The 26515-nt window shown below is 41.5% G+C and carries 22 protein-coding genes; 4 read left to right on the forward strand and 18 right to left on the reverse strand.

Annotation, left to right across the window (positions count from 1 at the left end):
• Positions 1 to 62 precede the first annotated feature (62 nt).
• From QTN47_RS16205 to QTN47_RS16270, 14 genes are all read right to left on the reverse strand, one after another.
• Positions 63 to 647: a DUF420 domain-containing protein gene (locus QTN47_RS16205; RefSeq protein WP_369330443.1), complete on the reverse strand. Its 585-nt coding sequence runs from the start codon at positions 645 to 647 to the stop codon at positions 63 to 65.
• Positions 648 to 743: 96 nt separating this feature from the next.
• The gene (locus QTN47_RS16210) at positions 744 to 1562 is read right to left on the reverse strand and encodes an SCO family protein (RefSeq protein WP_369330444.1); all 819 of its coding nucleotides are present in this window, start codon (positions 1560 to 1562) and stop codon (positions 744 to 746) included.
• 247 nt (positions 1563 to 1809) lie between these two features.
• A complete protein-coding gene (locus QTN47_RS16215) occupies positions 1810 to 2244 on the reverse strand; it encodes a cytochrome C oxidase subunit IV family protein (RefSeq protein WP_369330445.1) in 435 nt (144 codons plus the stop codon).
• Positions 2245 to 2280: 36 nt separating this feature from the next.
• Positions 2281 to 2955, reverse strand: coding sequence for a cytochrome c oxidase subunit 3 (locus tag QTN47_RS16220; RefSeq protein ID WP_369330446.1), 675 nt, complete (start codon positions 2953 to 2955; stop codon positions 2281 to 2283).
• A 135-nt stretch (positions 2956 to 3090) separates the two neighbouring features.
• A complete protein-coding gene (locus QTN47_RS16225) occupies positions 3091 to 3669 on the reverse strand; it encodes a cytochrome c oxidase subunit 3 (protein ID WP_369330447.1) in 579 nt (192 codons plus the stop codon).
• Between the two features lie 178 nt (positions 3670 to 3847).
• Positions 3848 to 4804: a heme o synthase gene (gene cyoE / locus QTN47_RS16230; RefSeq protein ID WP_369330448.1), complete on the reverse strand. Its 957-nt coding sequence runs from the start codon at positions 4802 to 4804 to the stop codon at positions 3848 to 3850.
• A 73-nt stretch (positions 4805 to 4877) separates the two neighbouring features.
• Positions 4878 to 6701, reverse strand: a complete 1824-nt coding sequence (locus QTN47_RS16235) for a cytochrome c oxidase subunit I (protein ID WP_369330449.1) — start codon at positions 6699 to 6701, stop codon at positions 4878 to 4880.
• A 61-nt stretch (positions 6702 to 6762) separates the two neighbouring features.
• Complete coding sequence (locus QTN47_RS16240) at positions 6763 to 7842, reverse strand: cytochrome c oxidase subunit II (RefSeq protein ID WP_369330450.1); 1080 nt, start codon at positions 7840 to 7842, stop codon at positions 6763 to 6765.
• A 138-nt stretch (positions 7843 to 7980) separates the two neighbouring features.
• Positions 7981 to 9192 carry a quinol:cytochrome C oxidoreductase gene (locus tag QTN47_RS16245; RefSeq protein ID WP_369330451.1) on the reverse strand — a complete coding sequence of 404 codons (1212 nt, stop codon included), beginning with the start codon at positions 9190 to 9192 and terminating at the stop codon, positions 7981 to 7983.
• Between the two features lie 41 nt (positions 9193 to 9233).
• Positions 9234 to 9938 (reverse strand): c-type cytochrome, encoded by a 705-nt coding sequence (locus tag QTN47_RS16250; RefSeq protein WP_369330452.1) that lies wholly within the window; start codon positions 9936 to 9938, stop codon positions 9234 to 9236.
• Between the two features lie 80 nt (positions 9939 to 10018).
• Positions 10019 to 10606, reverse strand: a complete 588-nt coding sequence (locus tag QTN47_RS16255; protein WP_369330453.1) for a DUF3341 domain-containing protein — start codon at positions 10604 to 10606, stop codon at positions 10019 to 10021.
• 76 nt (positions 10607 to 10682) lie between these two features.
• On the reverse strand, positions 10683 to 12122 hold the full coding sequence (gene nrfD / locus QTN47_RS16260) for an NrfD/PsrC family molybdoenzyme membrane anchor subunit (protein ID WP_369330454.1): 1440 nt from the start codon (positions 12120 to 12122) through the stop codon (positions 10683 to 10685).
• 75 nt (positions 12123 to 12197) lie between these two features.
• Positions 12198 to 15299, reverse strand: a complete 3102-nt coding sequence (locus QTN47_RS16265) for a TAT-variant-translocated molybdopterin oxidoreductase (protein ID WP_369330455.1) — start codon at positions 15297 to 15299, stop codon at positions 12198 to 12200.
• A gap of 122 nt (positions 15300 to 15421) precedes the next feature.
• Positions 15422 to 16684, reverse strand: a complete 1263-nt coding sequence (locus QTN47_RS16270) for a c-type cytochrome (RefSeq protein ID WP_369330456.1) — start codon at positions 16682 to 16684, stop codon at positions 15422 to 15424.
• 556 nt (positions 16685 to 17240) lie between these two features.
• On the opposite strand from QTN47_RS16270, the gene purN reads away from it, so the two are divergent.
• The gene (gene purN, locus QTN47_RS16275) at positions 17241 to 17804 is read left to right on the forward strand and encodes a phosphoribosylglycinamide formyltransferase (RefSeq protein ID WP_369330457.1); all 564 of its coding nucleotides are present in this window, start codon (positions 17241 to 17243) and stop codon (positions 17802 to 17804) included.
• A 75-nt stretch (positions 17805 to 17879) separates the two neighbouring features.
• A complete protein-coding gene (locus QTN47_RS16280) occupies positions 17880 to 18989 on the forward strand; it encodes a glycoside hydrolase family protein (RefSeq protein WP_369330458.1) in 1110 nt (369 codons plus the stop codon).
• A gap of 14 nt (positions 18990 to 19003) precedes the next feature.
• Here QTN47_RS16280 and QTN47_RS16285 read toward each other — a convergent pair whose 3' ends face one another.
• The 4 genes from QTN47_RS16285 to QTN47_RS16300 form a co-directional block, all read right to left on the reverse strand.
• Positions 19004 to 19492 carry a GNAT family N-acetyltransferase gene (locus QTN47_RS16285; protein WP_369330459.1) on the reverse strand — a complete coding sequence of 163 codons (489 nt, stop codon included), beginning with the start codon at positions 19490 to 19492 and terminating at the stop codon, positions 19004 to 19006.
• Positions 19493 to 19525: 33 nt separating this feature from the next.
• Positions 19526 to 21973, reverse strand: coding sequence for an AsmA family protein (locus QTN47_RS16290; RefSeq protein ID WP_369330460.1), 2448 nt, complete (start codon positions 21971 to 21973; stop codon positions 19526 to 19528).
• Between the two features lie 347 nt (positions 21974 to 22320).
• The gene (locus QTN47_RS16295; protein ID WP_369330461.1) at positions 22321 to 23055 is read right to left on the reverse strand and encodes an esterase family protein; all 735 of its coding nucleotides are present in this window, start codon (positions 23053 to 23055) and stop codon (positions 22321 to 22323) included.
• 106 nt (positions 23056 to 23161) lie between these two features.
• Positions 23162 to 23899, reverse strand: coding sequence for a ParA family protein (locus QTN47_RS16300; protein WP_369330462.1), 738 nt, complete (start codon positions 23897 to 23899; stop codon positions 23162 to 23164).
• Positions 23900 to 24386: 487 nt separating this feature from the next.
• Between QTN47_RS16300 and QTN47_RS16305 the strand changes: the two genes are divergently transcribed.
• Both QTN47_RS16305 and QTN47_RS16310 read left to right on the forward strand, forming a co-directional pair.
• Positions 24387 to 25283 (forward strand): LysR substrate-binding domain-containing protein, encoded by an 897-nt coding sequence (locus tag QTN47_RS16305; protein WP_369330463.1) that lies wholly within the window; start codon positions 24387 to 24389, stop codon positions 25281 to 25283.
• Between the two features lie 80 nt (positions 25284 to 25363).
• Entirely contained in the window at positions 25364 to 26404 is a 1041-nt protein-coding gene (locus tag QTN47_RS16310; RefSeq protein ID WP_369330464.1) for a c-type cytochrome, read from the forward strand.
• Positions 26405 to 26515 lie beyond the last annotated feature (111 nt).

Consider the following 26515-nt stretch of genomic DNA (forward strand, 5'->3'; position numbering starts at 1 on the left):
AAAAAATCCCGTCATCGGCAAACAACGGGATCTCTACTATTTTACAATATCGCTTCAGCTAACTAAGTATAAAACGGACTGATCATCAAATAAACTACCGGTCCGGTAACTGCTACATAAAACCACAAGGGCCATGTGTAGCGGGCCAATTTTTTATGTGCGGCCCATTCGCCTGTTAAACCTCTGTACGCAGTAAACAGGATAAAAGGAAGAATGATGGACGCCAAAAAAATATGGGTACTTAAAATGAAGAAATACAGGATTCGTTTTCCGCCAGCCTGTAACTTTTCTTCGGGACTTACCAAACCGTCATGATTGATGTCACCATATCTGGCTTCACCGGCAAGCAGGTGGTGCGCTATGTAAGAAACAAGGAAAATAACTGAAAGCACCAATGCTGTAACCATCAGCCTCTTATGTAACAAATAGTTCTTTTTCTTTACCGCAATTAATGCGCAGACCAGCAAAAATGCAATTGTTGCATTGATAACGGCATTCATTTGTGCAAAAAGGTGAACATTAAAGCTGACATTTACTTCAAGCTTTATCTTTCCCAACGCAACCACAACTGCAAATACAACAAAGGAAAAGATGCCGATTAACCATGCTGCACGTTTATCGTTTTTTTGAAAACTTGCCTGTAACATAACTTATTTGGGTGTTTTGTTTTTCTTTCTATTAATAACAGGTGTTTAACGGGCATGCTTTTCAGGGGTATAGAAGGTTGGCTTGTCTATTTCGGGCTACATATTTTGTGCGGGCTTCTTCTTTTTAAACAGCAACGATATTACAGTAACCACAACAACGATTGCTATCACAAAAAAAATCGCCATCAATCCCGGATCGAATGGTAGTTTGGGTTTTGATCCCGGCTCTTTTTCCAACATCAGGGTGCCGATATCACGCGCCAGCTGCTTCAGGGATACTGAATCAAGTCCATTGTAAAAACCACGCACCACATACTCCTTATCCAGCAATACAAACCTGTTTGTATGCACGAAATCAGGATCTACCGGTTCAGTACTGAATTTATCAACTTTTAGTTGTTCAAAGGCAAAATTATAGATCGAATCCCTGTTTCCTGTAAGGAACCACCAGTTATCATGGTTAACGCCAAACCTGTCAGCATAATTTTTCAATCGTTCTACAGAATCGCGTTCGGGGTCCACGGTAAAAGAAAGAAATTGTACAACTGAGGTATCAATCTTCTGCCGGGTATCGCCTCCTTTCATGAAAGATTGCTGCAGCTTTGCCATGTTCTTTGTAAGTGTAGGGCAAATGGAACCACAGCTTGTAAAAAAGAAGTCTAATACAATAGCTTTTCCCTGTATGTCGTACAAACTAACACTATCACCCAGTTGGTTAACCAGCTTAATATTAGCTGTCTTGTGCCAGACTGTGTCGGTTACGATCTTTGAATCCTGAACGGTTGTAATGGTCGTATCAACCAGCCAGCGACGGGGTATCTGAACCGCGCCTTCACCCGCATATCTTACAAACATGTAACTCAATACAGGAATTAAGATTGCGATACATAATGCCAGAAGCGCTTTCTTGTTCATTTCTTGAATATTTTTTGCATTGGGGCGCGGTTTAAGTGAGCTTTTTTCAGCTTGATCCCGCTTTGCGAACGCGAAGTTAGCTGTTGAAGCTTTCTAAACCAGCATTGGCACCTATCTGCGATACTTCTTAACTAAACGTTATTGAAATCTTATTATAGCAAAAAACCATCGCCGTAGCAGACGATGGTTTCATTTTATCTTAAATAAATTCGCTCTAATACAGTTTCAGAAAATAGCCTTTTAACTGCTATTTTATCTCTTTATTCTCTTCATGCCCTTCATGACTTTCCGCCGGCGCTTTTTCTTTGCTGGCTTCATAATGATGCTTGTCGTAAGTGTTCCTCAGGTTCTTGTAAGAATTTCCATCAGCAAGAAACGCGATGATGAACCAAATGAATAACAACAAGGGAACACATATTGTCATGATCAGGTTTCTCAACTCATGACGAAGGTGCATGAAATAACCAACTATATAGAATGCTTTCCAAAGCATTAAGATCATGATCACGCCTTTTACAAAGTGGCGTTTTCCGCTTTCCTCAGGCCAGTCCTTCATCAAAAAGCCCAGTCCAAGTTCTACCACAGTAATGATGCTGAGGTAAATGGTTATCCTTACAACTTCTTTTTTTCCGCCGCCTTCATGTATAGCGTGCGCGTGACTAGCATTTTCAATATGTTCCATGAATATCTTTTTAATCGTTTAGTAAATGTCGTTCAGTTAAACCAGGTAGAAGAATGTAAATACAAACACCCAAACCAGGTCAACAAAGTGCCAGTACAAACCAGCTTTCTCAATCATCAGGTAATGTCCGCGTCTTTCGAATGTGTCACTCAGGGTCATTATCAGCATAATTGTATTGATGATAACACCAGAGAATACGTGAAATCCGTGGAAACCGGTGATGGTAAAGAAGAAGTTGGTAAAGTTGGTTGTAGCCATAGATCCGTCAGCATTGTGGAACGGATTGCGGCCCCACCATGCACCTTCGTGGAACAGATGAGTCCATTCCCATGCCTGGCAGCTAAGGAACGCTAAACCACCGATGATTGTAAGAATAAGATTGACTACAACTGCTTTCTTATCCATACGCTGGCCGGCTTGTACCGCCAACACCATGGTAACAGAGCTGATGATCAAAATAAAGGTCATCAAACTCACAAACAATAACGGGTAACCGGCACCTATTCCCGGGAAAGAATTAAACACCTGGTTAGGATCAGGCCATCCGTTGGTAGCAAAACGTGTTGTTCCGTAGGCAATAAGAAAAGCGCCGAATGTAAAGGCGTCGCTCAATAAGAAATACCACATCATCACCTTACCGTACTCTACATTAAAGGGGCTCTTTCCGCCTCCCCACCATTTGGGATTTGCTGTTGCAGTTGTTGTAGCCATGTTTAATCAAAAAATTTCGTTCGCAAATTTATTAGCTGATGTTGAAAAAGCGTGAATAAATCACGACTTTTTGTTTTTATATGACAAAAATTCTTTTTATTTCAAATAATTCTATCATTCTATGACTCGCTTTCACTAGCGATTTACGAATGAAAGAAATATAAAAAGATAGATCCAAAGTATATCTACAAAGTGCCAGTACGTGCTCACAATTTCAACCGGCACCGGACTATAGATTTTCTGCTTGTTACTAAATGCCCTGAAAAACAGGACGAGCAAAGCAATAACACCACCAAGAACGTGCACAACGTGCAGACCTACAATTATTCCAAGAAATGAAGCAGAAGCATTACTTCCTACTCCAAATATTTTAACTCCATGAAGTTGAAGATCTGTAAAACCGGTCCACTGTAAAGCGCCGAACAAGATCCCAAGCACCGCAGTAAGGGTGATAAGTGTTCTGTACTTTACCATATCCCTTGCTTTGAAAGCCTTTGCAGACAAAAACATAGTAAGGCTGCTGAAAAGGATCACCAAAGTTGAATACCAAAAGATCTTTGGTAAGGGAAACAGTAACCAGTTGCTTTGTTCCTTTTTTACAATATAGGCACTGGTTAAAGCTGCAAACATCATTATAATGCTGCCCAACGCCAGCCACATGGTAAATTTATGTGGATGGATACGTTTTCTTTCAGGGCTCGTCACGGTACTCATTATCATCACATTTAAATTTTTTCTGAGTTGTACGTTATACTTGGTACGTTGTAAGTTATACGTTTTACGTGTTCTGAAGCGGAGATTAGAGCGAGCAGAGCTCTGTGTATCAACTTCTTTTCCGCTTCCAAACATTCGCTAAGATCAACGTAAAACGTACAACTTATTACTTATAACGTTACAAATGCGTTTTATCTGCCAGCAAACTCAGTAATGCAACCGGCAGGTATATATAACTGCTGAACATTACGCGTCTTGCGGACTGCACATCCATTTTTATGTATAATCTGATAGATTGTACCACCATGAACAAGTTGCATGCGAGCACAATCCAAAAGCTTACTTTTCCGGTAATTCCAAAATAATACGGCATCATACCTATAGGCACCATCAATACAGAATACATGATCGTTTGTACTGCTGTAAATTTGGTCGGTCCCTTATCTGCAGGCAATAACTTAAAGCCTGCCTTACTATAATCCCCATGTGCTACCCACGCAATGGCCCAGAAATGTGGAAACTGCCACAGGAACTGGATGCCAAATAGTGACCAACCTGCCAGGTTCAGGATCTGTGTATTCGTAACAGTTACTACTCCCAGCGGGTTGAATACGTCCGTTGCAGCCACCCATCCAATCAAACAAGGCAATGCGCCGGGCAGCGCACCAACCAACACGGCAATAGAACTAACTTTCTTTAGTGGTGTATAAATGTATGCATACAGGAACAAACTAAAAGCCGATATCAGCGCTGACGCAAGGTTGAAATAGTAAAACATCATGAAGACGCCAACAATCCCCGCAACAAGTGCAAACCCATAAGCTTCATTTACGCTCATTCTACCGTTTGCAACGGGTCTTTTGGCCGTACGCTTCATCATCGCATCCGTGTCTTTCTCCACCGCCTGGTTAATAGCATTGGCACTGCCGGTAACAAGCATACCGGCAACGAATAGCAGTATAACATTCAGCCACGGAAAACCTACAATATTAGGAGCGAGCAAATAGCAGATAACGCAGGAAAACACTACAGTAAAACTTAACGTGAATTTCATCAGCAACATGTAGTCTTTCACTTTTGATGATAACTGAAATGCTGCCGGTGAAGATGAAGTATGTGTTGTGTTTTCTGTCATTCCGCAAAGGTCGGTCTAAAAACAATGCCCCGAAAGCTCGAGGCATTGCTGTTATTTTATAGTTTTTTTCAGCTTAATGATGGCTTTCGTGTTCTCCAACGGGCTGAGTCTGAGGGATAAACTCCTGTCCGTCTTTACCATAATCATATGCCCAACGATGAACCTCAGGAATTTCTCCAACCCAGTTACCGTGACCAGGATGAATCGGAGTAGTCCATTCCAAAGTGGTAGAACCCCATGGATTCAGCGTAGTAACTTTTCTTCCTTTGAAAATTGAATAGAAGAAGTTAAACAGGAACAGTAACTGTACAGCAAATACGATGATTACTACAGTAGAGATGAATTTGTTCAGCTCAGCAAATTGCTTGAAGCTTTCCCATACGCTGTAATCGTAGTAACGACGTGGCATACCGGCTAAACCTTCGTAGTGCATTGGCCAGAAGATCAGGTAAGCACCGATCATGGTTAGCCAGAAGTGAATATAGCCAAGCGTATTGTTCATGTAACGGCCGTACATTTTCGGATACCAGTGGTAGATACCTGCAAACATACCGAACATAGATGCAACACCCATTACAATGTGGAAGTGGGCAATTACAAAGTAAGTATCGTGCAGGTGAATATCTAACGCTGAGTTACCAAGCCAGATACCAGTCAAACCACCAGAGATAAACAAGCTTACAAAACCAATGGCGAACAACATACCAGGCGTAAACCTGATATTACCGCGCCATAATGTGGTGAGCCAGTTAAACACTTTAATGGCCGACGGTACCGCAATCAACAACGTTAACAGTACGAAGATGGATCCGAGGAACGGATTCAAACCTGTAACGAACATGTGGTGCGCCCAAACAAGGAACGCCAGGATTGCGATTGCGAACAGAGAACCGATCATCGCCATATAACCAAAGATCGGTTTGCGTGCATTTGTTGAAAGGATCTCGCTCACCATACCCATCGCTGGTAACAGGATGATATACACCTCAGGGTGACCGAGGAACCAGAATAAGTGTTGGTATAAGATTGCGCTACCGCCTTCGTTTGGTAAAGCTTTATTGGTAGAGGCAATGAATATATCAGAAAGATAGAAGCTGGTGCCGAAGTTTCTGTCGAAGATCAACAGGATGAAACCAGAGAATAATACCGGGAATGATAATAAACCAAGTACAGCAGTAAAGAACAGTGCCCATATTGTTAATGGAAGCCTTGTCATGCTCATACCTTTTGTACGCAGGTTCAATACAGTAGAGATGTAGTTAATCCCTGCAAGTAACTGTGAAACCACGAACAACGCCATCGAAGTCAACCACAGATCCATACCAGTTTTAGAACCGGGAGAAGCATCACCCAGCGCACTTAACGGAGGATAAGCAGTCCAACCACCACTGAAAGGACCGGTTTCAACAAAAATAGAAGACAACATAACTACGCTGGCAGCCAGGAAGAACCAGTAGCTAAGCATATTCATCATTGGAGATGCCATATCGCGTGCACCAACCTGCAAAGGAATAAGGAAGTTAGCGAATGTACCACTCAATCCCGCTGTTAATACAAAAAACACCAGTACAGTACCATGTGTAGTTACCAAAGCGTAATATGCTTCAGCAGAAATTCTTCCGCCTTTAGCCCATTTACCCAGGATATCTTCTAACCATGGGAAAGTAGCATCAGGATATCCAAGCTGTAAACGGAACAACACAGACATTAAACCTCCGATAACCGCCCAAACCATCCCTGTAATAAGGAATTGTTTAGCAATCATCTTGTGATCCTGGCTGAAAACATATTTTGTAATAAATGTTTCGTGATGGTGATGTTCATGATGCTCTCCATGATGTACACCTGAATGTGGTAACACCACAGCATCTCCGTGCAAAACAGCGTCGTTACTCATATACAATAATTTATTAAAACCGCGGAATTATTTGTTGTTATGCTCTAATGTGTGTTTCTAATTACATTTTTACCTTTTCTGTAGCAGCCGGTGCTTTGGCTGTTGACGCGCTATCCTTAGCAGCAGGTGTTGCAGGTTGTTGGTTAGCCGGATCTTTATCAGGGAAAGCTGCATAATAGTTCGGCTTTTGTTTAGCCATCCACAAATCAAACTCAGCCTGCGTTACTACCTCAATAATTCCCTTCATTGAATAGTGACCGTTTCCGCACATCTGGTCACAGCTAATTTCATACTGGAAGTTCGGATTGCCAGTCTTCTCCTTCATTTCCTTTGTAGTATATTTTGGAGTGAACCACAATGTAGTTGGCGTTCCCGGGACAGCGTCCATTTTTAGACGGAAATGAGGTAAACCCACATCATGCACTACGTCTCTTGAACCTATGATCAATTTCACAGGTTTGTCTTTTACGATGTACATTGTCTGAGTAACAACTACATCATCAAAGTTTTTAGAATCATCCCATATCTGACCTAACAGGTTGCTGTTAGCTTCATCAATGTTTCTAAAGTATTTTTTACCAAATTCTTTGTCTTTACCGGCATAACGGAAAATCCAGCCGAACTGTTTTCCGGTTACTTCTACCTGTAATGCATTTTTAGGAGCATCGCTGGTAAAGGCGAACCAGTTGCGAAGACCAATTACCACCAGCACGGTTAATGCAATAGCAGGAATTACGGTCCAAACAACTTCCATAGTATTGTTGTGTGGGAAATAGAACGCTTTGCGTTTATCATTTTCCTGGTATTTGTATGCAAACCAGAAAAGAATGATCTGTGTGATAATGAATACCACGCCGGTAACGATCAATGTTACCCACAGCATGCTATCCACTTTTTCGCCCTGAACGCTTGCTGAACCATGAGGAAGCAATGTTTTGCCGTACAGCATTTTATTGCATACGTACACTCCGATGAGCCCTAATACCAGAAAGCCTACCATTAGAAAGCCATTGACCTTGTTCTGCTGCTTTCTCGATTTTTCCTCGCCTTTAAGTACCGATACGTATTCACTCGCCTTAGCAATCTGGAAAATGATTAAAAAGACCAGAACAATTACCGCAATAGTAAAAAACATTGACATGATTCTGTATGAGTTATCTTATCAAAATAATATATAAAGCAATTGGCTACTTTGAAAAGGTTTTAACCCACATTCAAAGCAATTAGTTTTTCAGGGTGTTTAAGGTTAGCTATCAGTTCCGCTGAACGAGCAGTATTATTACGTATGGTGAATAATACTTTCTTTCAGGAACGGGTGATATTTTGGCACCAGTGGTCTTGATGCAAGAGCCTTACCGGTGAACAATATGATCATTCCAATAAAGAATGCTGCAATTCCGAAATCAAACCAGCTCAATGCTGCGTCGTCTTTTCTGATGCTGCCCATGATCATTTGGTAGAAATCAATCCAGTGGCCAAAAATGATCATAACGGCCATAAAGGTAATCAAAGTATAGTTTCTTTTAGCCGAACGCGTCATCAATATAAGTATCGGACAAACGAAGTTGATGATCAGGTTCAGGAAGAAAATGCCTTTGTAAGGACCCTGAACACGGTGTTTGAAGTAAACAGTTTCTTCAGGAATGTTTGCGTACCAGATCAACATATATTGTGAAAACCACAGATATGTCCAGAAAATAGAGAACGCAAACATGAATTTACCAATGTCATGCAGGTGCTCCTGGTTAGTGTATTCCAGGTAACCTTTATTTTTCAGGTAGATTACAAACAATGCAATAAGGCTCATGCCACTCACGAATGAGCTTGCAAATGTGTACCAGCTATACATGGTGCTGTACCAATGTGCATCGATGCTCATCATCCACAACCAGGGAACAGTAGAACCTACGGTCAATGCGAACCAAACAATAAACAAAGAAGCAGTAACTGTATTTCTCCAAATAAAGCTCTTTCCGGGTTCTTCACCTCGTAAGGCTGCATCATCAGCTTCTGCACTCAGTTTACGCATGCGGGCTCCAAGTAATGCCCAAAGACCAATTGCCAAAACAGTCCATACAAGGAAAAATACCGGATTCAGAAATCCTAATTTTCCTTTGAGGATCGGATCTTCTTTAGCCTCATCGCTCAACCAGTGGTAGATGTGATGATTGTGATCAACAAATACAATATATATAAGAACCAGGAATGCGATTGGTCCAAATATCAAAACCATTTTAGAAATAGCTTCAGGAACACGACGGAAAGCAACCTGCCAGCCGCCCATAGCCAAAGTTGTTGCACAAATAAAGAACATGCTCGCATTACAGATCAGCATCCAGTACAAACTGTTATACATGATTGTACCGATGAACTCATTGTGTTCTTTAGTGAACAGACCCAATATAAAAGCTAACACGCCCGCGCCAATGAGCCCGTAAGCCCAGGTTTTCATTTTTGCAGGAATCTCAAATTGTTCTCTTATTGAAGCCATTGTAAATCTCTTTTATATTATTTAGTGTTATTATTCCCGTATTACTTTGCTTTTTCTGTGCTGTCTTTAGCAGGCGCTGTAGCAGTTGCTGCCGGTGAAGCCGCAGGTGCTGCAGCTGTAGTAGTAGCACCACCGTGTTTCTCTGCCTGTTTTCCCTTAATATAATGTGCAATCTGCCAACGCTGTTTGCGCGTTAACTGAGATGCATAGCTACCCATCAGGTTTTTACCATATGTCATTACGTAGAACATCTGGCCATCAGGCATATTCACTGCAACGGCATCGTCAACAAGGTTTCTTGGCTTAGCAGGGTAAGGTCCTTTACCGTCTTTGTATAAAGGTCCGTTTCCATCCAGTTTTGCACCGTGGCAAATACCACAGTTAACCAGGTATAAACGTTCGGTTTCTTTTAACTCAGTGGGAGTCAGAGCTGCCTCCGGATTAGCAATCTGCCTTGAAGCAACGTAATTAGTTGTATCACCTGCTGCGTCTTTAGCTAAAGGAAAAGGAAGTTCTTCACCTCTTGCTACTGTGCCAGCCACAGGCAGGTTATTGTAAAATATCCTGTTCTCGGCATCGTTAGGATCAGTTGTAAATACGCTGGAATCACGTTGTGCGTATGTTTCATAAGCGCGGCTATAAGCCATATCCGGCATGTAGATAGCGCCGGGTTTGCGTTTAACATCGCTGCAACTAACCAGTGCAATACCTGCTGCAACAAAACTTATGATAGCTAATTTTTTCATCCGGAAACTATATTTTTCTATGGTAAGACGCGGTTCAAATATTTCTTTCGCTCCGCATCCTTTTTTAATTCAATTGTCTTTTATGCTACTTCCACTTGTTCTCTGATCAATTCCTGGTCCTTGTCGTAACGACCTAACCACCATCCAGGTTCAGCAACCTGAACATTCACCTCTTTTGCTCCGTTGTTACTTAAAAAACCTTTCAGCTCATCAATGTTCGTTTTACCGGTTGTTTCAATAACCATAACAAACAAATCGTCTGTAGCTCTTTCATGAAAATGATGTTTTTTCACAAAGGGCGCCATTTGACACAAGTAGCAAAATGAAAGCACCATCCCTACTGCAGAAAACAATACAGTAAGCTCAAATGTGATAGGGATCCACGCTGGTAATGCGAAGTGAGGCTTACCACCGAAGTTCAGCGGCCAGTCTTTCGTAAGAATCCAGCTAATGCTGCCCAGCGCGGTACTTGTTCCGCAAAGCGCATAGATAAAACCCGCTGTATGCAGGCTTGTTTCCCTCAAGCCCATTGCATGATCCAGTCCATGTACAGGAAACGGTGTATATATATCGTGTATTTTATAACCTGCCAAACGTGTCTTTTTCACTGCAGGAAATAAAACTTCTTCGTCATCAAAACAGCCAACAACAAATGTTTTCTTTGCCATATTTATAAGTTTGAACTTTTGGCCAAAGGCCATCAGCCTTTACAAATCTTAATCTAATTTTTTATATGCACCACAATTAGTGTGCATATTCATGTGCAAACTCTTCAGAACCTTTTTCTTCAATATTATCCATTCCATCCTTAAAGCTTTCGCCAGATGTCTTCAATACATATTTGATTTCCGCTACTGCAATCACAGGGAAGTATTTTGCGAACAGGAAGAAACATGTAAAGAACAATCCGAAAGTTCCAAGATAGAAGCCCATTTCCCATGGGGTAGGACTATAATAAACTGACCATGAAGAAGGCAGGTAATCGCGATACAGAGATGTAACGATGATCACAAAACGCTCGAACCACATACCTATGTTTACGATCACACTCATAAAGAATGTCACGAAAAGATTTCTTCTCATTTTGCGGAACCAGAAGATCTGCGGGCTTATAACGTTACAAGCCATCATACCCCAGTAGCTCCATCCATAAGGACTGAATAAATTAGCACGGCTGTACCAGAAAGTGTACCCTTCGTATTTGTTCTGGCTGTACCATCCCATAAACAATTCAGTAAGGTAAGCACAACCTACAATTGAACCGGTCAATACGATTACCTTGTTCATTGCCTCGATGTGACCAAGTGTAATGTAATCTTCCATACCGAATACTTTACGCAGGATCAGCATTAATGACTGCACCATTGCGAAGCCGGAGAACACCGCACCCGCAACGAAGTATGGAGGGAAGATGGTTGTGTGCCAACCTGGAATTACAGAGGTGGCAAAGTCAAAAGATACAATTGTGTGTACTGAAAGTACCAGAGGAGTTGATAAACCTGCAAGTACTAAAGAAAGAGATTCGTGGCGCTGCCAGTGTTTGGTTGAACCAGTCCAGCCAAATGCAGCTACACCATATAAATATTTACGAAGTTTAGTTTTAGCTCTGTCGCGGATTGTAGCAAAGTCAGGCAACAGACCAGAATACCAGAACAAAAGAGATACTGTAAAGTAAGTTGAGATCGCAAACACGTCCCACAACAGCGGAGAGTTGAAGTTTGTCCACAAAGGTCCGCGTGTGTTAGGATAAGGTAATACGAAGAAAGCCATCCATACACGTCCCATGTGGAAGATCGGGAACTGACCGGCACACATTACCGCGAAGATGGTCATCGCTTCTGCCGCACGGTTAACACCTGTTCTCCATCCCTGGCGGAACAACAGCAAGATAGCAGAGATAAGCGTACCTGCGTGACCGATACCTACCCACCACACGAAGTTGGTGATATCCCAACCCCATCCGATGGTTTTGTTCAGGTTCCACTGGCCAATACCGTAAGTTACCTCACGATAAACGCTGTAAACACCGAACATCAATAAAGCTACAGCTATAAAGAAACCAACATACCAAAGCTTTGTAGGTTTGGCCTCAATAGGACGGACAATGTCTTCCGTAACCTGGTGATAAGTTTTATCACCATACACCAGCGGCTCTCTCAGTTGTGATTCGTACTTTAAATGCATCTGCTATTGTTTTAACCAGGTTACCCTGATTTACTGATTCATCTGATTTTAATATTCTCTTACTGTTCTTACCAATTAAGCGTGTTCCGCTTCTTTTTTACCTGCAACGTCTGCTTCTTCTACTGTATTTCTAACTTTTGCCAGGTAGTTTACGTTTGGTAATACGTGTAATTGTTCCAGAGAAATGAACAACCTCTGTGGATTCTCCTGTCTTGTTTTTGTGATTGCGCTTTCAGTGCTGTTGGCATTACCGAAAACAATCGCATTGGTAGGACAAGCCTGTGCACAAGCCGTAGTAACATCGCTGTCATTCAACGGACGGCTGTCTTTCTTAGCTTTCAGCTTACCTTCCTGTAAACGTTGTACGCAGAATGAACATTTTTCAATCACACCACGGCTACGTACAGTAACATCCGGATTCAACACCATTCTTGTAAGATCATCATTCATCATCATTGTAACATCGCTGATGTGATCTCTCTGGTTGTCAGGGAAGCTGTCAGCACCTGTATAATCAGCCCAGTTAAAGCGACGAACTTTAAATGGACAGTTGTTAGCGCAATAACGTGTACCGATACAACGGTTGTAGGTCATTTGGTTAAGACCTTCACTGCTGTGGTTTGTTGCAGCAACCGGACATACGTTTTCACAAGGAGCGTTGTCGCAATGCTGACACATTAATGGTTGGAAAACTACTTTTGGATTGTCGATATCGCCGCTGTAATAACGGTCAATTCTCATCCAGTGCATATCGTGGAAACGCGCTACTTCCTCCTTACCTACAACAGGGATGTTGTTTTCAGCGTTACAAGCAACAACGCACGCACCACAACCAACGCATGAGTTAAGATCGACGCTCATTCCCCATTTGATACCTGGTCTGTCGTAAACAGGATAAATAGTTGCCTGTTTTTCGAACTTCTCGAGACCTCCGTAAGGAGCTAATTCTTTCTCTCTATCTTCACGAATTTCATTTGGCTTCTTGATGAAGTCTGCCAAAGTCAATTCTTTCATTACCTCAACACGTTTACCCTGGCTGGTATCGTAAATATTGTGCGTTTGAGTAAGCGCAACAGGGTATTTATCACCCGTTAATTCGAGCTTAACGTTAGAAGCAGTAAAGTCAATTGCACTTCCGTTCAGAGAAGCAAGGTGGTATACGTTTTTACCAACACCTTCAGCTGCTTTACCAACTTTTGGTGTACGTCCGTAACCAACTGCAATACCTATTGTGTTTGCCTGGGTACCGGGGATGATCAACACCGGCAGTTCAACCGGAGCTTTTCCATTTACGGTAACTCTTACAACTTTTTTATCAGGATTAACTTCGTATGCATCTGCCTGGCCGTTGTTTGTCAAATCTATGTTCAACAAGCTCTTTGCCATTGCAGGAGAAACGATAATGTAGTTGTCCCATGTAGCTTTGGTAACAGGGTCAGGCATTTCCTGCAACCAGGGGTTAGCAGCACCTTGTCCATCACCAACACCAACTTTCTGATACAGCACCAATTCAACACCATCTGATTTTTTAGCAGATGAGATAGCACCCGTTGCAGTAGCAACTGCAGCGCTGTTGAATGCAGAACCGGTTGCCGGAGCTTCAGCCGGAACGATAACACCGTCTTGCAGTGCTTTGTTCCATCCTGCTTCTCCACCCAGTTTTGCAGACCAGTAAGCTTTTACAAAGCCCAGGTAATCAGTTGTGGAACCACTCCATTTCAACAGACTGTCCTGCCACTGGCGTGTTTTAAATAATGGGTGAATTGTTGGTTGTATTAAGGAGAAATAACCGGTTTTAGCTTCTGCATCACCCCAGCTTTCCAGGTAGTGATGATCAGGAATGCTGAATTTACACAGCTGAGTAGTTTCATCCGCTTTAGGATTGAAAGACACAGTTGTTTTCACTTTCTTCAGTGCATCAGCAAATTTCTTAGCATCAAACCAGCTATATGCCGGGTTTGCACCGTATACCAAAAGTGTGTTAACGCTTCCGGCATTCATATCTTCAACGAGTTTAGCGAAATCCGCATCAACACCCTGACGATAATTATAAGTTGCACTCCAGTCGATGGTATTGCCACCAGCCTGTAATGCTTCGTTTATTGCATTTACTACAATCTGAACATTGGTATCGTTGCTATCGCTCACAACAAGCGCAGCACCTTTGTTAGCAGATAAAACCTTAGCAGCCTGCTCTATACCTGCTTTCAGTTTAGCGTCACTGATACCGCTAACGCCAGAACCATTGATCGCATTGTACAGCGCAAGAACAACCGCACCTTTTTCTGAGGGACGGTGTAAGAACCTGTCATCTGCATTAGAACCTGTTGTAGAGGCTACAGTTTCAAAATGAATGTGCTTGCTCATTACAGGATTCTTCTCGTCTATCTTCTTACCTTTTGAGTATTGTTTAGCAAACTCAACCGGGCTTAACCATGTACCCAGGAAATCTGCACCAATACTTACTATTGCTTTTGCTTTATCAAAACGGTAAGTTGGAATAGCTCTTTTACCATAAGTAGCTTCATTAGCCAGCAGTAAACCGGTGTATGAAACCGCATCGTACTGAACGTGGCGGCTGCCCGGATATTTAGCTAAAAATTGGTTGATAACTTCTTTGGTAGTGGGTGAAGTAACAGTGCTTGTTAAGATAACAACAGCGCCACCAAGCCCCTGAGCAACCGCTTTGTCTATTGCTTCAAGCGTTACTTCTTTATTATCGATAGAAGGAAAACGTAATCTCGCTGTATCATATAATTCAAGAACAGATGCCTGAACCCTTGCAGAAGTACCACCCTGTGTAATTGGTGACATGGTGTTACCTTCTATTTTAATGGGACGGCCATCTCTTACCTTAGCCAGCACACTTATTACATCTCCATCCTGAACATAAGTTGTGGCATAATAATTGGCTACACCCGGAAGGATATCCTCCGGCCTGTTAACAAACGGAATAGCTTTTTTCACAGGCATTTCGCAACTGGCGGCCAAAGCAGCAGCAGCAGTGCTGAAACCTAAATACTTTAGGAAATCTCTTCTTGGAGTAGAAGCCTGTAAAAAACCATTGTCCGCGCTTTCAAAAGGAAGTTCTTCTTTGAACTCATCTTTTGCAGCTTGCTGATAAGCTTCTGAGTTATTCAGCTCGCCGAAACTTTGCCAATACTTTTTATCACTCATACGTATGATGGTTAATTGCCTATTGCCTATTGAAATGATCCAACCGACAATTATTATTTATAAAACTGACAATATTCTTATTTACTCTTTGAACTAAGGAACACGCTACCGGTTCCTGCAAATTAGTAGTGACATTTCTGACACTCAGTACCGCCGATCTTTTCAACAGTGATGCCTTTTGTGCTATCAAGCTTTCCGTTCTTCAACTGATCGTGGTATTTTTCATAGAGGCTATAGAAACCATTGTCTTTGAATTTCACTTCAGTTGTACGGTGACAGTTGATACACCAGCCCATGCTCAGGTCAGCAAACTGATGAACTTCATCCATTTTGTTGATCTCACCGTGGCAGGTCTGACACTGTACCTGGCCAGCAGTCACGTGCTGTGAGTGGTTAAAATATACGTGGTCAGGAAGATTGTGAATACGAACCCACTCAATTGGTTTTGCTTTGGAAGGATCCCATGGCTTGCCGGGTTCGAAACCAGCGTATTTATATAATTTCTGTATTTCCGCAGTACCGTTTACTTCTTCTCCTTCTCCATTGTAGATCTTTTCTTTACCAGTGTATTCGTTGATAGCCTGGTGACAGTTCATACATATATTGATGGAAGGAATAGTTGCTTGTTTTCCGTCGTGTGCAGGACCGTGACAATACAAACAGTTGATCTGGTTTACACCTGCGTGAATTTTGTGTGCGAAGAAAATTGGTTGTTCAGGCTGATAGTCTTTGGTGCGGCCCAAACCAATCGCTCCTTTAGTAGTAAAATAACCACCGATCAGGAATAATATAATTGTGATAAATGCGATGTAAGCTTTGTTTCTCCAGAAAGGAACCGGCTCATGAGCAGGAACGCCTTCTTTATCATCAGCCATTTTGCGAAGATTGGCATTTACCTGTAGTAACGTAAAGGCAACGATTGCAAGAATGAGTGTAATAATACCGAACAACAGTGAGCTGTCACCTGTTTCCTCAGCCTGTGCAGCACCAGGAGCGCCGGCTGCAGGGGCAGCAGTTGCAGCAGCTTCTTCAGCTTTAACATAGTCAAGGATTGCGTCGATTTCCTTCTCGTTCAGGGTAGGAAACGCAGTCATCACGATACCATATTCTTTATGAAGACCTTCGGTATAAGCGTCGGTTTTCATGAAACCTGCCGGGTTGTGTACCCAGTCATGGATCTTTTTTCTATCACCCCAGGGACCCCTGGTTTCTACACCAGCCAGTGCAGGACCCGTTAACTTTTTTGTTACAGAGTGGCAGGAGGCACAGTTAGCTGAAAACAGCGCCTTTCCATCCTGAGCTGACACCTTATTACTAATTAATAGGACAAACGATGCGATTAATCCTGATACTACGTTTTTGATAAATCTTCTATTGTGGGTCATATTCACAATTCAATTGTTGGAATGTGGAAAAATATCCCTGAACGGCTGCAAAAATATGACACGATATTGACAAAATATCAAGGTGTATAAAATTTTTTTAGCCTTACCCAGCTTGACTTTCAGAGGATTCGCAGCATTGTCATGACAAAATTGTCATAAAAGTGTAAGCCGGGAAGCTGTCCGAAATCAGGAAATTTTTCTAAAATTTTCCTTAAAGCAAGGCGTCAAATGTTAAAATGACCTGAATTCAGATTAAGAAAATGAATTATTCGTAATTCCAATTTTCTCAGGTATTGAATTTTTTGCTCTTTTTGCGGCCCTTTAATTCGCGACAACAACCCTGAAAATTATCTTTCAGCTTTTCGGGGGGTGTTACATCATATTCAAATTATTTTACCTGGAACGGATATCTTGCGGGTCAATCCTCTTTGATTTATGCAATTTTTACGCTTGCGTGCCTGTGTATATTAAATAAGGTTATTGCAACAGATTTCACGTATCAAACCTTTACTTAGTATTTTAAAGATATCTTGCAGGCCGATTTAATAGTCATTTTATGAACATAGCCATTTTTGCATCAGGTGCAGGCTCTAATGCCAGGAGGATAATTGAATACTTTAAGGACGCTGAGACGGTAAAAATTGCACTCATCGTGTGTAATAAGCCTGGTGCCGGCGTTCTGGATATTGCCCGGGAACATAACATTCCTGCATTACTGATTGAAAAAGAGCAGTTTTTTAGAGGAAATGCCTATGTTGACGAACTTCGTAGCCATCATATCGATTTTATTGTTCTGGCTGGCTTTTTATGGAAAGTTCCATCAGCACTTATCAAAGCCTTCCAGGAAAAGATCATCAATATTCACCCTGCATTACTACCCAAATACGGAGGGAAAGGAATGTATGGCCAGTTTGTACATGAAGCGGTTATTGGTGCAAAAGATGCCGAAAGCGGAATCACCATACATTTTGTGGACGAACAATATGACCACGGTTCAACCATTTTCCAGGCAACCTGCCCGGTATTACCTGACGACACAGCCGCAAGCCTGGCGCAGCGTATTCATGAGTTGGAACACAAGCACTATCCAGCGGTTATCGAAAAGTTGTTGTTAAGTTAAAGACCTCAAATTTTTGGGCATTTTTGAAAAAGCTATTTAGATTGTATCCGCTACCCTGCATTAATATATATGAAGATGAAAACACTATTTCTCTTTCTTTTAGGGTACTTAGGTCTTGTAACAGCAGGCCTCGCGAATACCATTATTTTGTCGCCTGATAATAATGGTAATATTTATTTGAAAACACCACCGCCATACGGACCGGGCGATACTTTCATTATAAAAGAAGACGCAAAAAGCCTGGTTTTGTACAATATAAAAGGCTCGCCCAATAATTATGTTGTTATTACAACCGCGCCGGGTATAACCATTGGCGGCGCACCAAATCATACAGTCGGAATTTATCTGTGCCAATACGTGAAAATTTGCAATATGCATATTTCAGGTGTGCCTAATCAAATCGGCTTAAAAACACAATTATGTTCGGACATGACGTACGAAAACATTCAGATCGAAAATGCATCTGTGGGGTTCTCGCTGAAGAATGATCCGAAGCAAAATGCACCTGAAACATATTATCCTGTTACCATCAATAATATCGTAATTAAGAATTGCACTGCGAAAAATTGCAATAACGAGGGATTTTATATCGGTCATACATTTTCTCAACCGCTGTATAATCAAATCCCAAGCCCGATCATTGGTCTGACTGTTGAGAATCTCTATGTGGAAAATACAGGCTGGGATGGCATACAAATAACAAATGCCCAAAATTGTTCCGTTCGTGGGCTGAGAACCAAAAATACCGGCACGGCACAAAAAGGCGGGCAGGCAAGCTGCGTTGCTTTGCAGGACGCCGTTACCGGTTCGTTTGAAAATATTTATTGTGAAGATGGTACCGGCGGCCTAACGATTTTGGGCAATGGCGAATTCAACATAAAAAATGTCACTTTGAAGCATGTGGCGACCGCCATGAATTCCAACGCCATTTTTGTAGACAACCGCAGTGATCACGGCCTTGATCTACCGGCGCGAAAATTAATTATGAGTGATGTGAGCATTGTTGATGGCAATCCCAATGGCCGTTACCCGGTATACATCCTGGATGGAACTACAGGAAATCCACCTGCGAAAAAGGCTATTCCGGGAACAATCTCAAATCTTACTTACGAAAAATCTGTTTGGAAGAATAAAATAAATGATGCTGCACGAAACAAGTTTGTAGGAGGATCACTAAACTTCTAAGTCATTTTTCTCATCTACTCGGGCCTCAGGTCTTTTTCCATGAAGACAACATCTTCAATCGGGTTAAAGTAGTAGGGCTTTGTTTCAATAAATCCCTTTCGCTGGTATAATTTAATAGCCGGTTGTAGCCTCTTTAAGGTATCCAGCTTCATAATATCATAGCCCAGTTTACGCGCTTCGCAAATAATGGCATCAACCAGGGCATTTCCGATTGCGTGTTTTCTGTGTCCGGGCCTGACAAACAATCTTTTCATTTCGCAAAACCGCACTCCGTTATCATCATCCAGTTTTTGTAGTGCAACGCATGCGGCCAACGTATCATTCCAGTATGCAAGCAATAATGCTCCATCTGGCGGCCCGTATTTTTTCATTGGATCATCCAGCTCTTTTTCAAATTGCTGAAACTGCAGATCAATACCCAATTCCCGGGCATATTCATCAAATAATTGTGCAGCCAGACGAGTATCTTCTCCCGGACCTGTTATTCGTTGTATTGTAAGCACAGGCAAAAATAAACTGGATTACTTTGTTATAACCTATTGCTTTTTTTCGTCACCCGCACTTTCATTGTCATTGCCAGCAGATCTGGCCTTTATCTTTTTTGAAAACGTGAGCTTGAATTTCATTTTGCCATCATCGCCACTAACGGCCCGCACAAAAATGCTTGGCCCTACTTTAGAATGTACGCCCACATTTTGCGGACGTTTATCATCTTTCTTTCCAAGATTGCTTAATGGCAGTTGTATAAGTATATTGGAGTTTCCGTTCAATCCATAAATTCCTTCAACAAACATGCTTAGCACATTCGACTGAATTTCCATCCGGTTGATATGGATTTTATCGTGATCAATATCCAGCCTGTTTTTTAATTCCGCAAATTTTACATTGCTCAGATCGCGATTTCGCAGAATAAAATTTTTTATGTTCTCCAATGGTTTATAATTTACCAATGCTCCATTTTTTAAAGAGAAATCTACTGCGCCTGTGATCGAGTTCGCTACAACTGAACCAGAGCTGCTAATTCCAAGAGCAATATCTGCGTCTGCAGTAAAGTTTCCTCTTAAATTGCGGCTGGTAATTCCGTTTTGTCCAAATTCGTTAAACTCGTAAAATAACTTTTGAACGTTCACATTTTTTACGGCAACTGCAATTTTTGCATCATGCCTCGCAGCTCCGGGTTGTTGCACAGATCCTTTCGCTGTCAGGCTGCCACCCGCTGTATTAAGAGATATATTGTTGATGAGCCAATCATCTTTTCGAAACAGAATATTGCTGTTGAATGCGGTTGCATCAAATTGATCAAAAACAATGTGGCCAGCCTTCATATTTAATGAGAGTGTTCCGTTTTCAAGAATTTCATCTGCGTTCAAAAGAGTTTTCGCAAGCTTCGGTCCTTTTTTCTTTCTGGCAGATGAGGCGGTTTTGTTGCGCGAAAAGACTGATTTGAAATCACCGAGATCAATAAATGGTGCAGTTACATTGCAAACAATCATTGCCTTTGCAGGGTCGGACTGCATATAAGCTCCCGCATTTTTTCCCTGGACCTGTACCTCAAAATGGCTTTTATTAAGGTCACACTTGAAGTTATTTATGCTTATATCGTTTTCGTTAAAGATAATATCACCGTTACAATTGGTGAATGTAAGCGTCTTAGGTTCATACTGTATTATACCGTCTTTTACATGAATTGCGCCACTCAGCTTTTGCAGCAGCGCAACATTTGCCGTAAGGGGGCCGTTGTATTGCAGCGTCATTACCGCTATGCCTTCAATAAAGCGTATTGTCTGCAAATTGAATTTATTGTCCAGCGCCGGGAAGTCGGTAGTGGATTGCAGCTTCACGTCAAGCGTGGGATTGGCCAGGTCAGTTATCATGATGTTTGAACCTGCCACCTGTATTCCTTCCCAGTTACCAACAAAATTATCAAACACTACCATGGAGTTGGGGTCAGTTCTCGGAACGCCTTTCACGCGTTCATTAAAATAACTGCCTTTAAAACTGCATTTATCAAATGTTGCAATGGGCGTCTGTAAAATATTGTCTTCTGTGGTCCACTCAACTCTTACAAAAGGAATTGATTTATACATTAACGGACCTTCAATTTCCGCAGTTACATTAATGGGTTCGGACAGCTGATAGAGACTCAGCTTTCTTTGAATCTTTTCTGTAAGTATGGATAATGCCTGCTTGTAGACCAATTTTCTTGTGTCTACTTTAAGGCTAAACTTACCACTATCCGAGAAGTTAAAATTACCACCCATTGTATATAGCTGCTTATTGATGGAAGCCTTGGCATTTGAGAACTGCAGGCTTTTTTGCGGCAGATTGAATTTTATATTGAATGTTCCCTCTACTTCCTGATTTTGTAAATAAATGCCTTGTGCAAGGTTAAATCCTAAACCGTTTACAAGACATTTTTCTTTAAGCCTGATGTTTAAAACGGTGTCAACCTTTTTTATGCGTGCATCCATGTCCTTAATCAGGATATCATATTTCTTTTCCTTTTGTGCGTGGTCTATCACAACATGGAAGTTTTGCAGCTCTACATTATCAATAAATACTTTTTGTGATTTTTTGCCTGGTCTTTCAATTTCCCTTTGCTTGGGCTTCAGCAGGTAATTATTGGAATATCCTGAAGAGTCTGTAAAAAGATGAAAGCTTCCATTTGCAACTTTGAGATCACGCACATCGAGGTTTCGCTGGATTAACTGAACAATATTGAAGGTTGTGGACACTGTTTTGGCAACAAACAATGGTTCATGCCGCAGTGTATCTTTATAAGAAACATCAATAAGCCGGATCTCAATTTTAGGAAAATAACGCCACATGTTTATTTCAATATCGTTTATGTGCGCGTCGCCTGGCAGCAGTTGATGAACCGCATTGTTCACCTTCGAAAGTATGAGCCCTTTTTTATTGTTGGCCAAAATGCTAAGTACAATAAGGATAAGAACATATAATGCGATAATACTTAACAGTATCATCCCTGTTCGCTTTATGATCTTTCCTTTAACCAACGCTCTTTTATTAAGTAATAACGCTCAACAAATCATTTTGTTACCAGATATAAACACGCCGTTTCCCCGAAAACGCTTTGCTTAAGTACGATTTACGAAGTACGAAGTACCTAATCTTAAGCAGACTCATTTTTTTGCCAATATCTTAAGTAAACGTTATTGCCAGATATATTACCATTAGCATGCCAGCCCGCAAAATGCACTTTGCTAATCTTTGTATACCAGGCATCTCCGTAGGAGAAACATGAACATTCTTTTCTCGGCATTGGCAGTTCAAAAGGCCCAATAACCGATTTCTGCTGGTTTCATTAATGCTAAGTAAATTTTTCCTTGATAATATATGGCAGCATCATTCGCCAGGTTGGCCAGTCGTGGTGTATATCGTGGCCCCATAATTCAAAGTCATGCCAGATGCCTTTGTTCCACAACATATCAGAAAACTGTTGATTTTTTTCCGGTGCCTCATGATTGCCGCTACCTGTGTAAATATGGATATGATGGCTTGCGCGAATATTTTTGAGATACCATTCATCTGTAAGGTTTGGAATGTAGTGGGCAGGTGAGTTAAAATATACCTGCTCGTCCCAATAGCCATGTGTATACTCAGTAAGGTCGTACACACCGCTCATTCCAATTGCGCCGTTAATCAGGTCGGGCTTCTTAAAGAAGAGATTTACCGCATGAAAAGCACCCAGGGAAGCACCGCAGGTATATACAAATGTTTCTTCACTTGAAGTGTTGCGGATATACGGGATAACTTCGTTAAGCACATACTCGTTAAACTGGTTATGGCGGATGGCTTTATGAGCTCCTTCCTTTTGCCCGTTCAACCAGCTTTCATCGTTAACGCTGTTGATGCTGTAAACTTTCAATACACCGGCATCAATAAATGGCTTTAACGTTTGCAATAATTCAAAGCGCTCATATTCGAGAAAATCGGCGTTGGCTGTGGGAATCATCAACAATGCATATCCGTAATAACCGTATACAGCCACAGGCATTTCTTTTTGTAATGCGGGGCTAAACCATGAAACAACGTTCTTCTCCATGTAAAATCTTTTAACCTTTTCAAAAAATCTATCCGGTGCGTTCAACGGAGGCAGCATTGGTAATTGCGTTGCCACATATTACAGTAAGGAAGGTAAGGATTTTTATTTACAGGCAGGTCTTCTTTATCTCGTTCCAGAGATCTCTATAACACTGGGCTGCATAGCTGCTGTTAGCATATTCAAAAAGGGGTTGCTGATTGCTGCCCATTTTTTCAACATCACTTAAGTAAGGTATATAGTTTTTAAAAAACAACTTGTCTTTATAAAATTTCTCCATGGTTTCATGATGAAGATTTTTACGGTGATCTACCATGCTGAAGAAACATTTGAGTTTATCTTCCTGAAGCTCGTGTTCTTTAAAATAACCGGCAACTGTTTCAAAAGAGCGGATGGAAAGTGTAGTTGGAATGTTTGGCATAAGGATCCAGTCAGCCGCGTTAAAAACATTATCGTGCAGAAGTGATATGCCGGGCGGACAATCCAGGAACACTACATCAAATTGTTTTAAGCCGGCAAGCAAATTTTTCACCTTTTTCTTACTCTGTTTCATTTCATCCAACTGAACATCTGCATTGCGCGCAGAAATATCTGACGGAAGGATCCATAGCTTTTCAAATAATGAATCCTGGATGGCTTCCTGCATCTCAACCTCACCGGATAACAGTTTGCGTGTCTCATTTTTTACTGTTGGCTCTACATGCAGGTAAAAAGAAGACGAGCCTTGCGGATCCAAATCCCACACCAACGTTTTTAATCCATCTGCCGCGGCAAGATATGCCAGGTTAATTGTTGCGGCAGTTTTTCCAACACCGCCTTTTAAGTTGTATAGTGCTAGTGTTACCATGTCTTAAATATACAAAATTTGATTAATTGATAGCCTGAGACGTAATTGAAAGTCGACAATTGACAATTGAAAATGTGGGGCACACAATGACGGATTTAGAACAGTAACAGGATTTCCTGAAGGAAATTAAACTCAATAGAAACGGATGAATTCAGCGCATCGTAACCTTTTAGGGCTTTAGCCAATGCAAGGGTTAATGTCCTACGGACAAAAGGAGCGCAAATCATTAGACTATCTATTGAGCTTTAAGCCCTACGGGCTATCGATGACAGGCGTGCCGTCATTACGTTTTTGATTATGTCAAACGAAATTCTTCATTCGAGCCAACGATCACCCTGCAGCATACAACATTTTGTCAAAACTTTTAATTGTCGTCCTAATACATCCTAAGAAAACAGAATGTATATGTTTATTAGAATACCCACGCGGTCAGGCATAGCTAATAGCTGATAGCTCACAGCTGATTGCTGATAGCTATCTTTGCCCTATGGATGCAGATTTCAGGCTGAAAGTTTTTTATGCGGCCGCATGTAAACTGAACTTTACAAAAGCCGCCAACGATTTGTTTATAACGCAACCTGCAGTTACGAAAAATATAAAGGAACTGGAACAACAAACAGGTGTTACCTTATTTGAACGTAACGGAGGCAGGCTTATGCTGACCGAAGCCGGAGAAATATTGAAGGAACACGCCAAAAAGATCCTTGATCAGTATAACCAGGCCGATTATGCATTGAGCTTATTAAACGGAAAAGAATCCGGCATGCTTAAACTCGGTGCCAGCACAACGGTTTCGCAATATGTAATACCGACCATACTGGCGCTGTTTCATGCCAAACATCCAGGCATTCAACTGCAACTGGTTAATGGAAATACGGAGCAAATAGAAAGAGGTCTGTTGGATAAAGAAATTGATCTTGCCATTACGGAGGGCAGTGCCAGCAAGAACTCAATTAAATACATTCCTTTTCTAAAAGATGAAATTGTTTTAGTAACTGCAACAGCAAACAATCGCATTCAGCAAATTGAAGACTACAATGAATTGAAAAAACTACCATTGGTAATGCGTGAAAACGGATCCGGCACTTTGGCGATAATTGAACAAAGCCTGAAGGAAAAAGCCATCCATCTACCGGAACTTGACATAAGATTGCAGCTTGGCAGTTCAGAAAGTATCAAAGAATTTTTGTTGCATAGTAATTATTACGCTTTTTTGTCCGTTCATGCTATTACACGATATTTACAGGATGGTTCGCTAACGATTATTGAGATTGCGGACATGGATATACATCGCAAGTTTTACTTTGCACACATGTATGGAACATTAAGCGCCTTGCCTAATCTGTTTATGAAATTTGCCTTTCAACAACAATCACATACATAACTTTTGGTTATATACCATTACATATTGCCATTTCCCACGGATAAGCATACGCGATACTTTTGAATCTCAAAATAGCACGGATGAAAAACACAGATGACATGAAAACTAATATGGGGTTTGGTAACATTTTTAAAACTATTACAACAACTGCATTTGCTGCTTTACTTGTTATAGCTTCTACAATTTCAGGTTGTTTGAATAGTGAAAAAAAATCCAGGACTGACGTAGTAGAAAGTCACACAACTAAAGATTCAATTGATCTTTTTGCCAGGGCAAATGAACTGGTTGCGCATTTTCCACAGGACGAACAAGGCCGACTGATACAATACGGCTATAATCTTATAACAGAAACGCAGAAATATCTCGGACCAGAAATTAAGGATAAGAGCAAAGTGAGGACTGGTAATAATATGGCTTGCAAAAACTGTCACCTTGGTTCTGGGACAAAAGCATTTGCTGCTCCTTATATTGGATTAACGAAAGTCTTCCCTACATACATCGGTCGCGAAAACAAGATCGAAAGCCTTGAAGATCGCATCAATGGGTGTTTTGAAAGAAGTATGAATGGCAACGCCCTGGACAGCGCTTCCCGCGAAATGAAGGCCATTGTTGCTTACATCACTTATTTAAGCAATGACGTCGGCCAAAATGGCCGTATTAACGGACAGGGCTTTGTGAAGCTGAAAGTTCCGGCCCGCGCAGCGGATCTGGAAAAAGGAAAGATTGTGTTCACCAATAATTGTGTTGTGTGTCATGGTGCCAATGGTGAAGGAAAAAGAAAAGGTATGCCCGGTGATGGAGAAGGATATTTATATCCGCCGCTATGGGGACATGACTCTTATAATGACGGTGCCGGTATGAGTCGCTTGTTGACGGCTGCAAAATTTATCAAGGCCAACATGCCGTTCGGAGTATCTCATGATAAACCGTTGCTGACAGATGAACAGGCGTATGACGTTGCTGCTTACATCAACTCCTTTAAAAGGCCGGCAAAGGCACATAAAGAAAAAGACTATCCTGATTTGAGTAAGAAACCACAGGATTGCCCATATCCGCCGTACAATGATACTTTATCATTAGCTCAGCACAAATTCGGACCGTTTAAAGTAATGGACAAGTGATAATTCCTGCCCGACTGAAAGTCATTCAGGCGGGGACAATTGAAAATGATTACCATCGGCACATCTCTGTGAAACTCAGTGCCTCCTCTGTGATCTCTGTATAACCATAAC

This window comes from Danxiaibacter flavus (assembly GCF_041060425.1).
Lineage (GTDB): Bacteria > Bacteroidota > Bacteroidia > Chitinophagales > Chitinophagaceae > Danxiaibacter > Danxiaibacter flavus.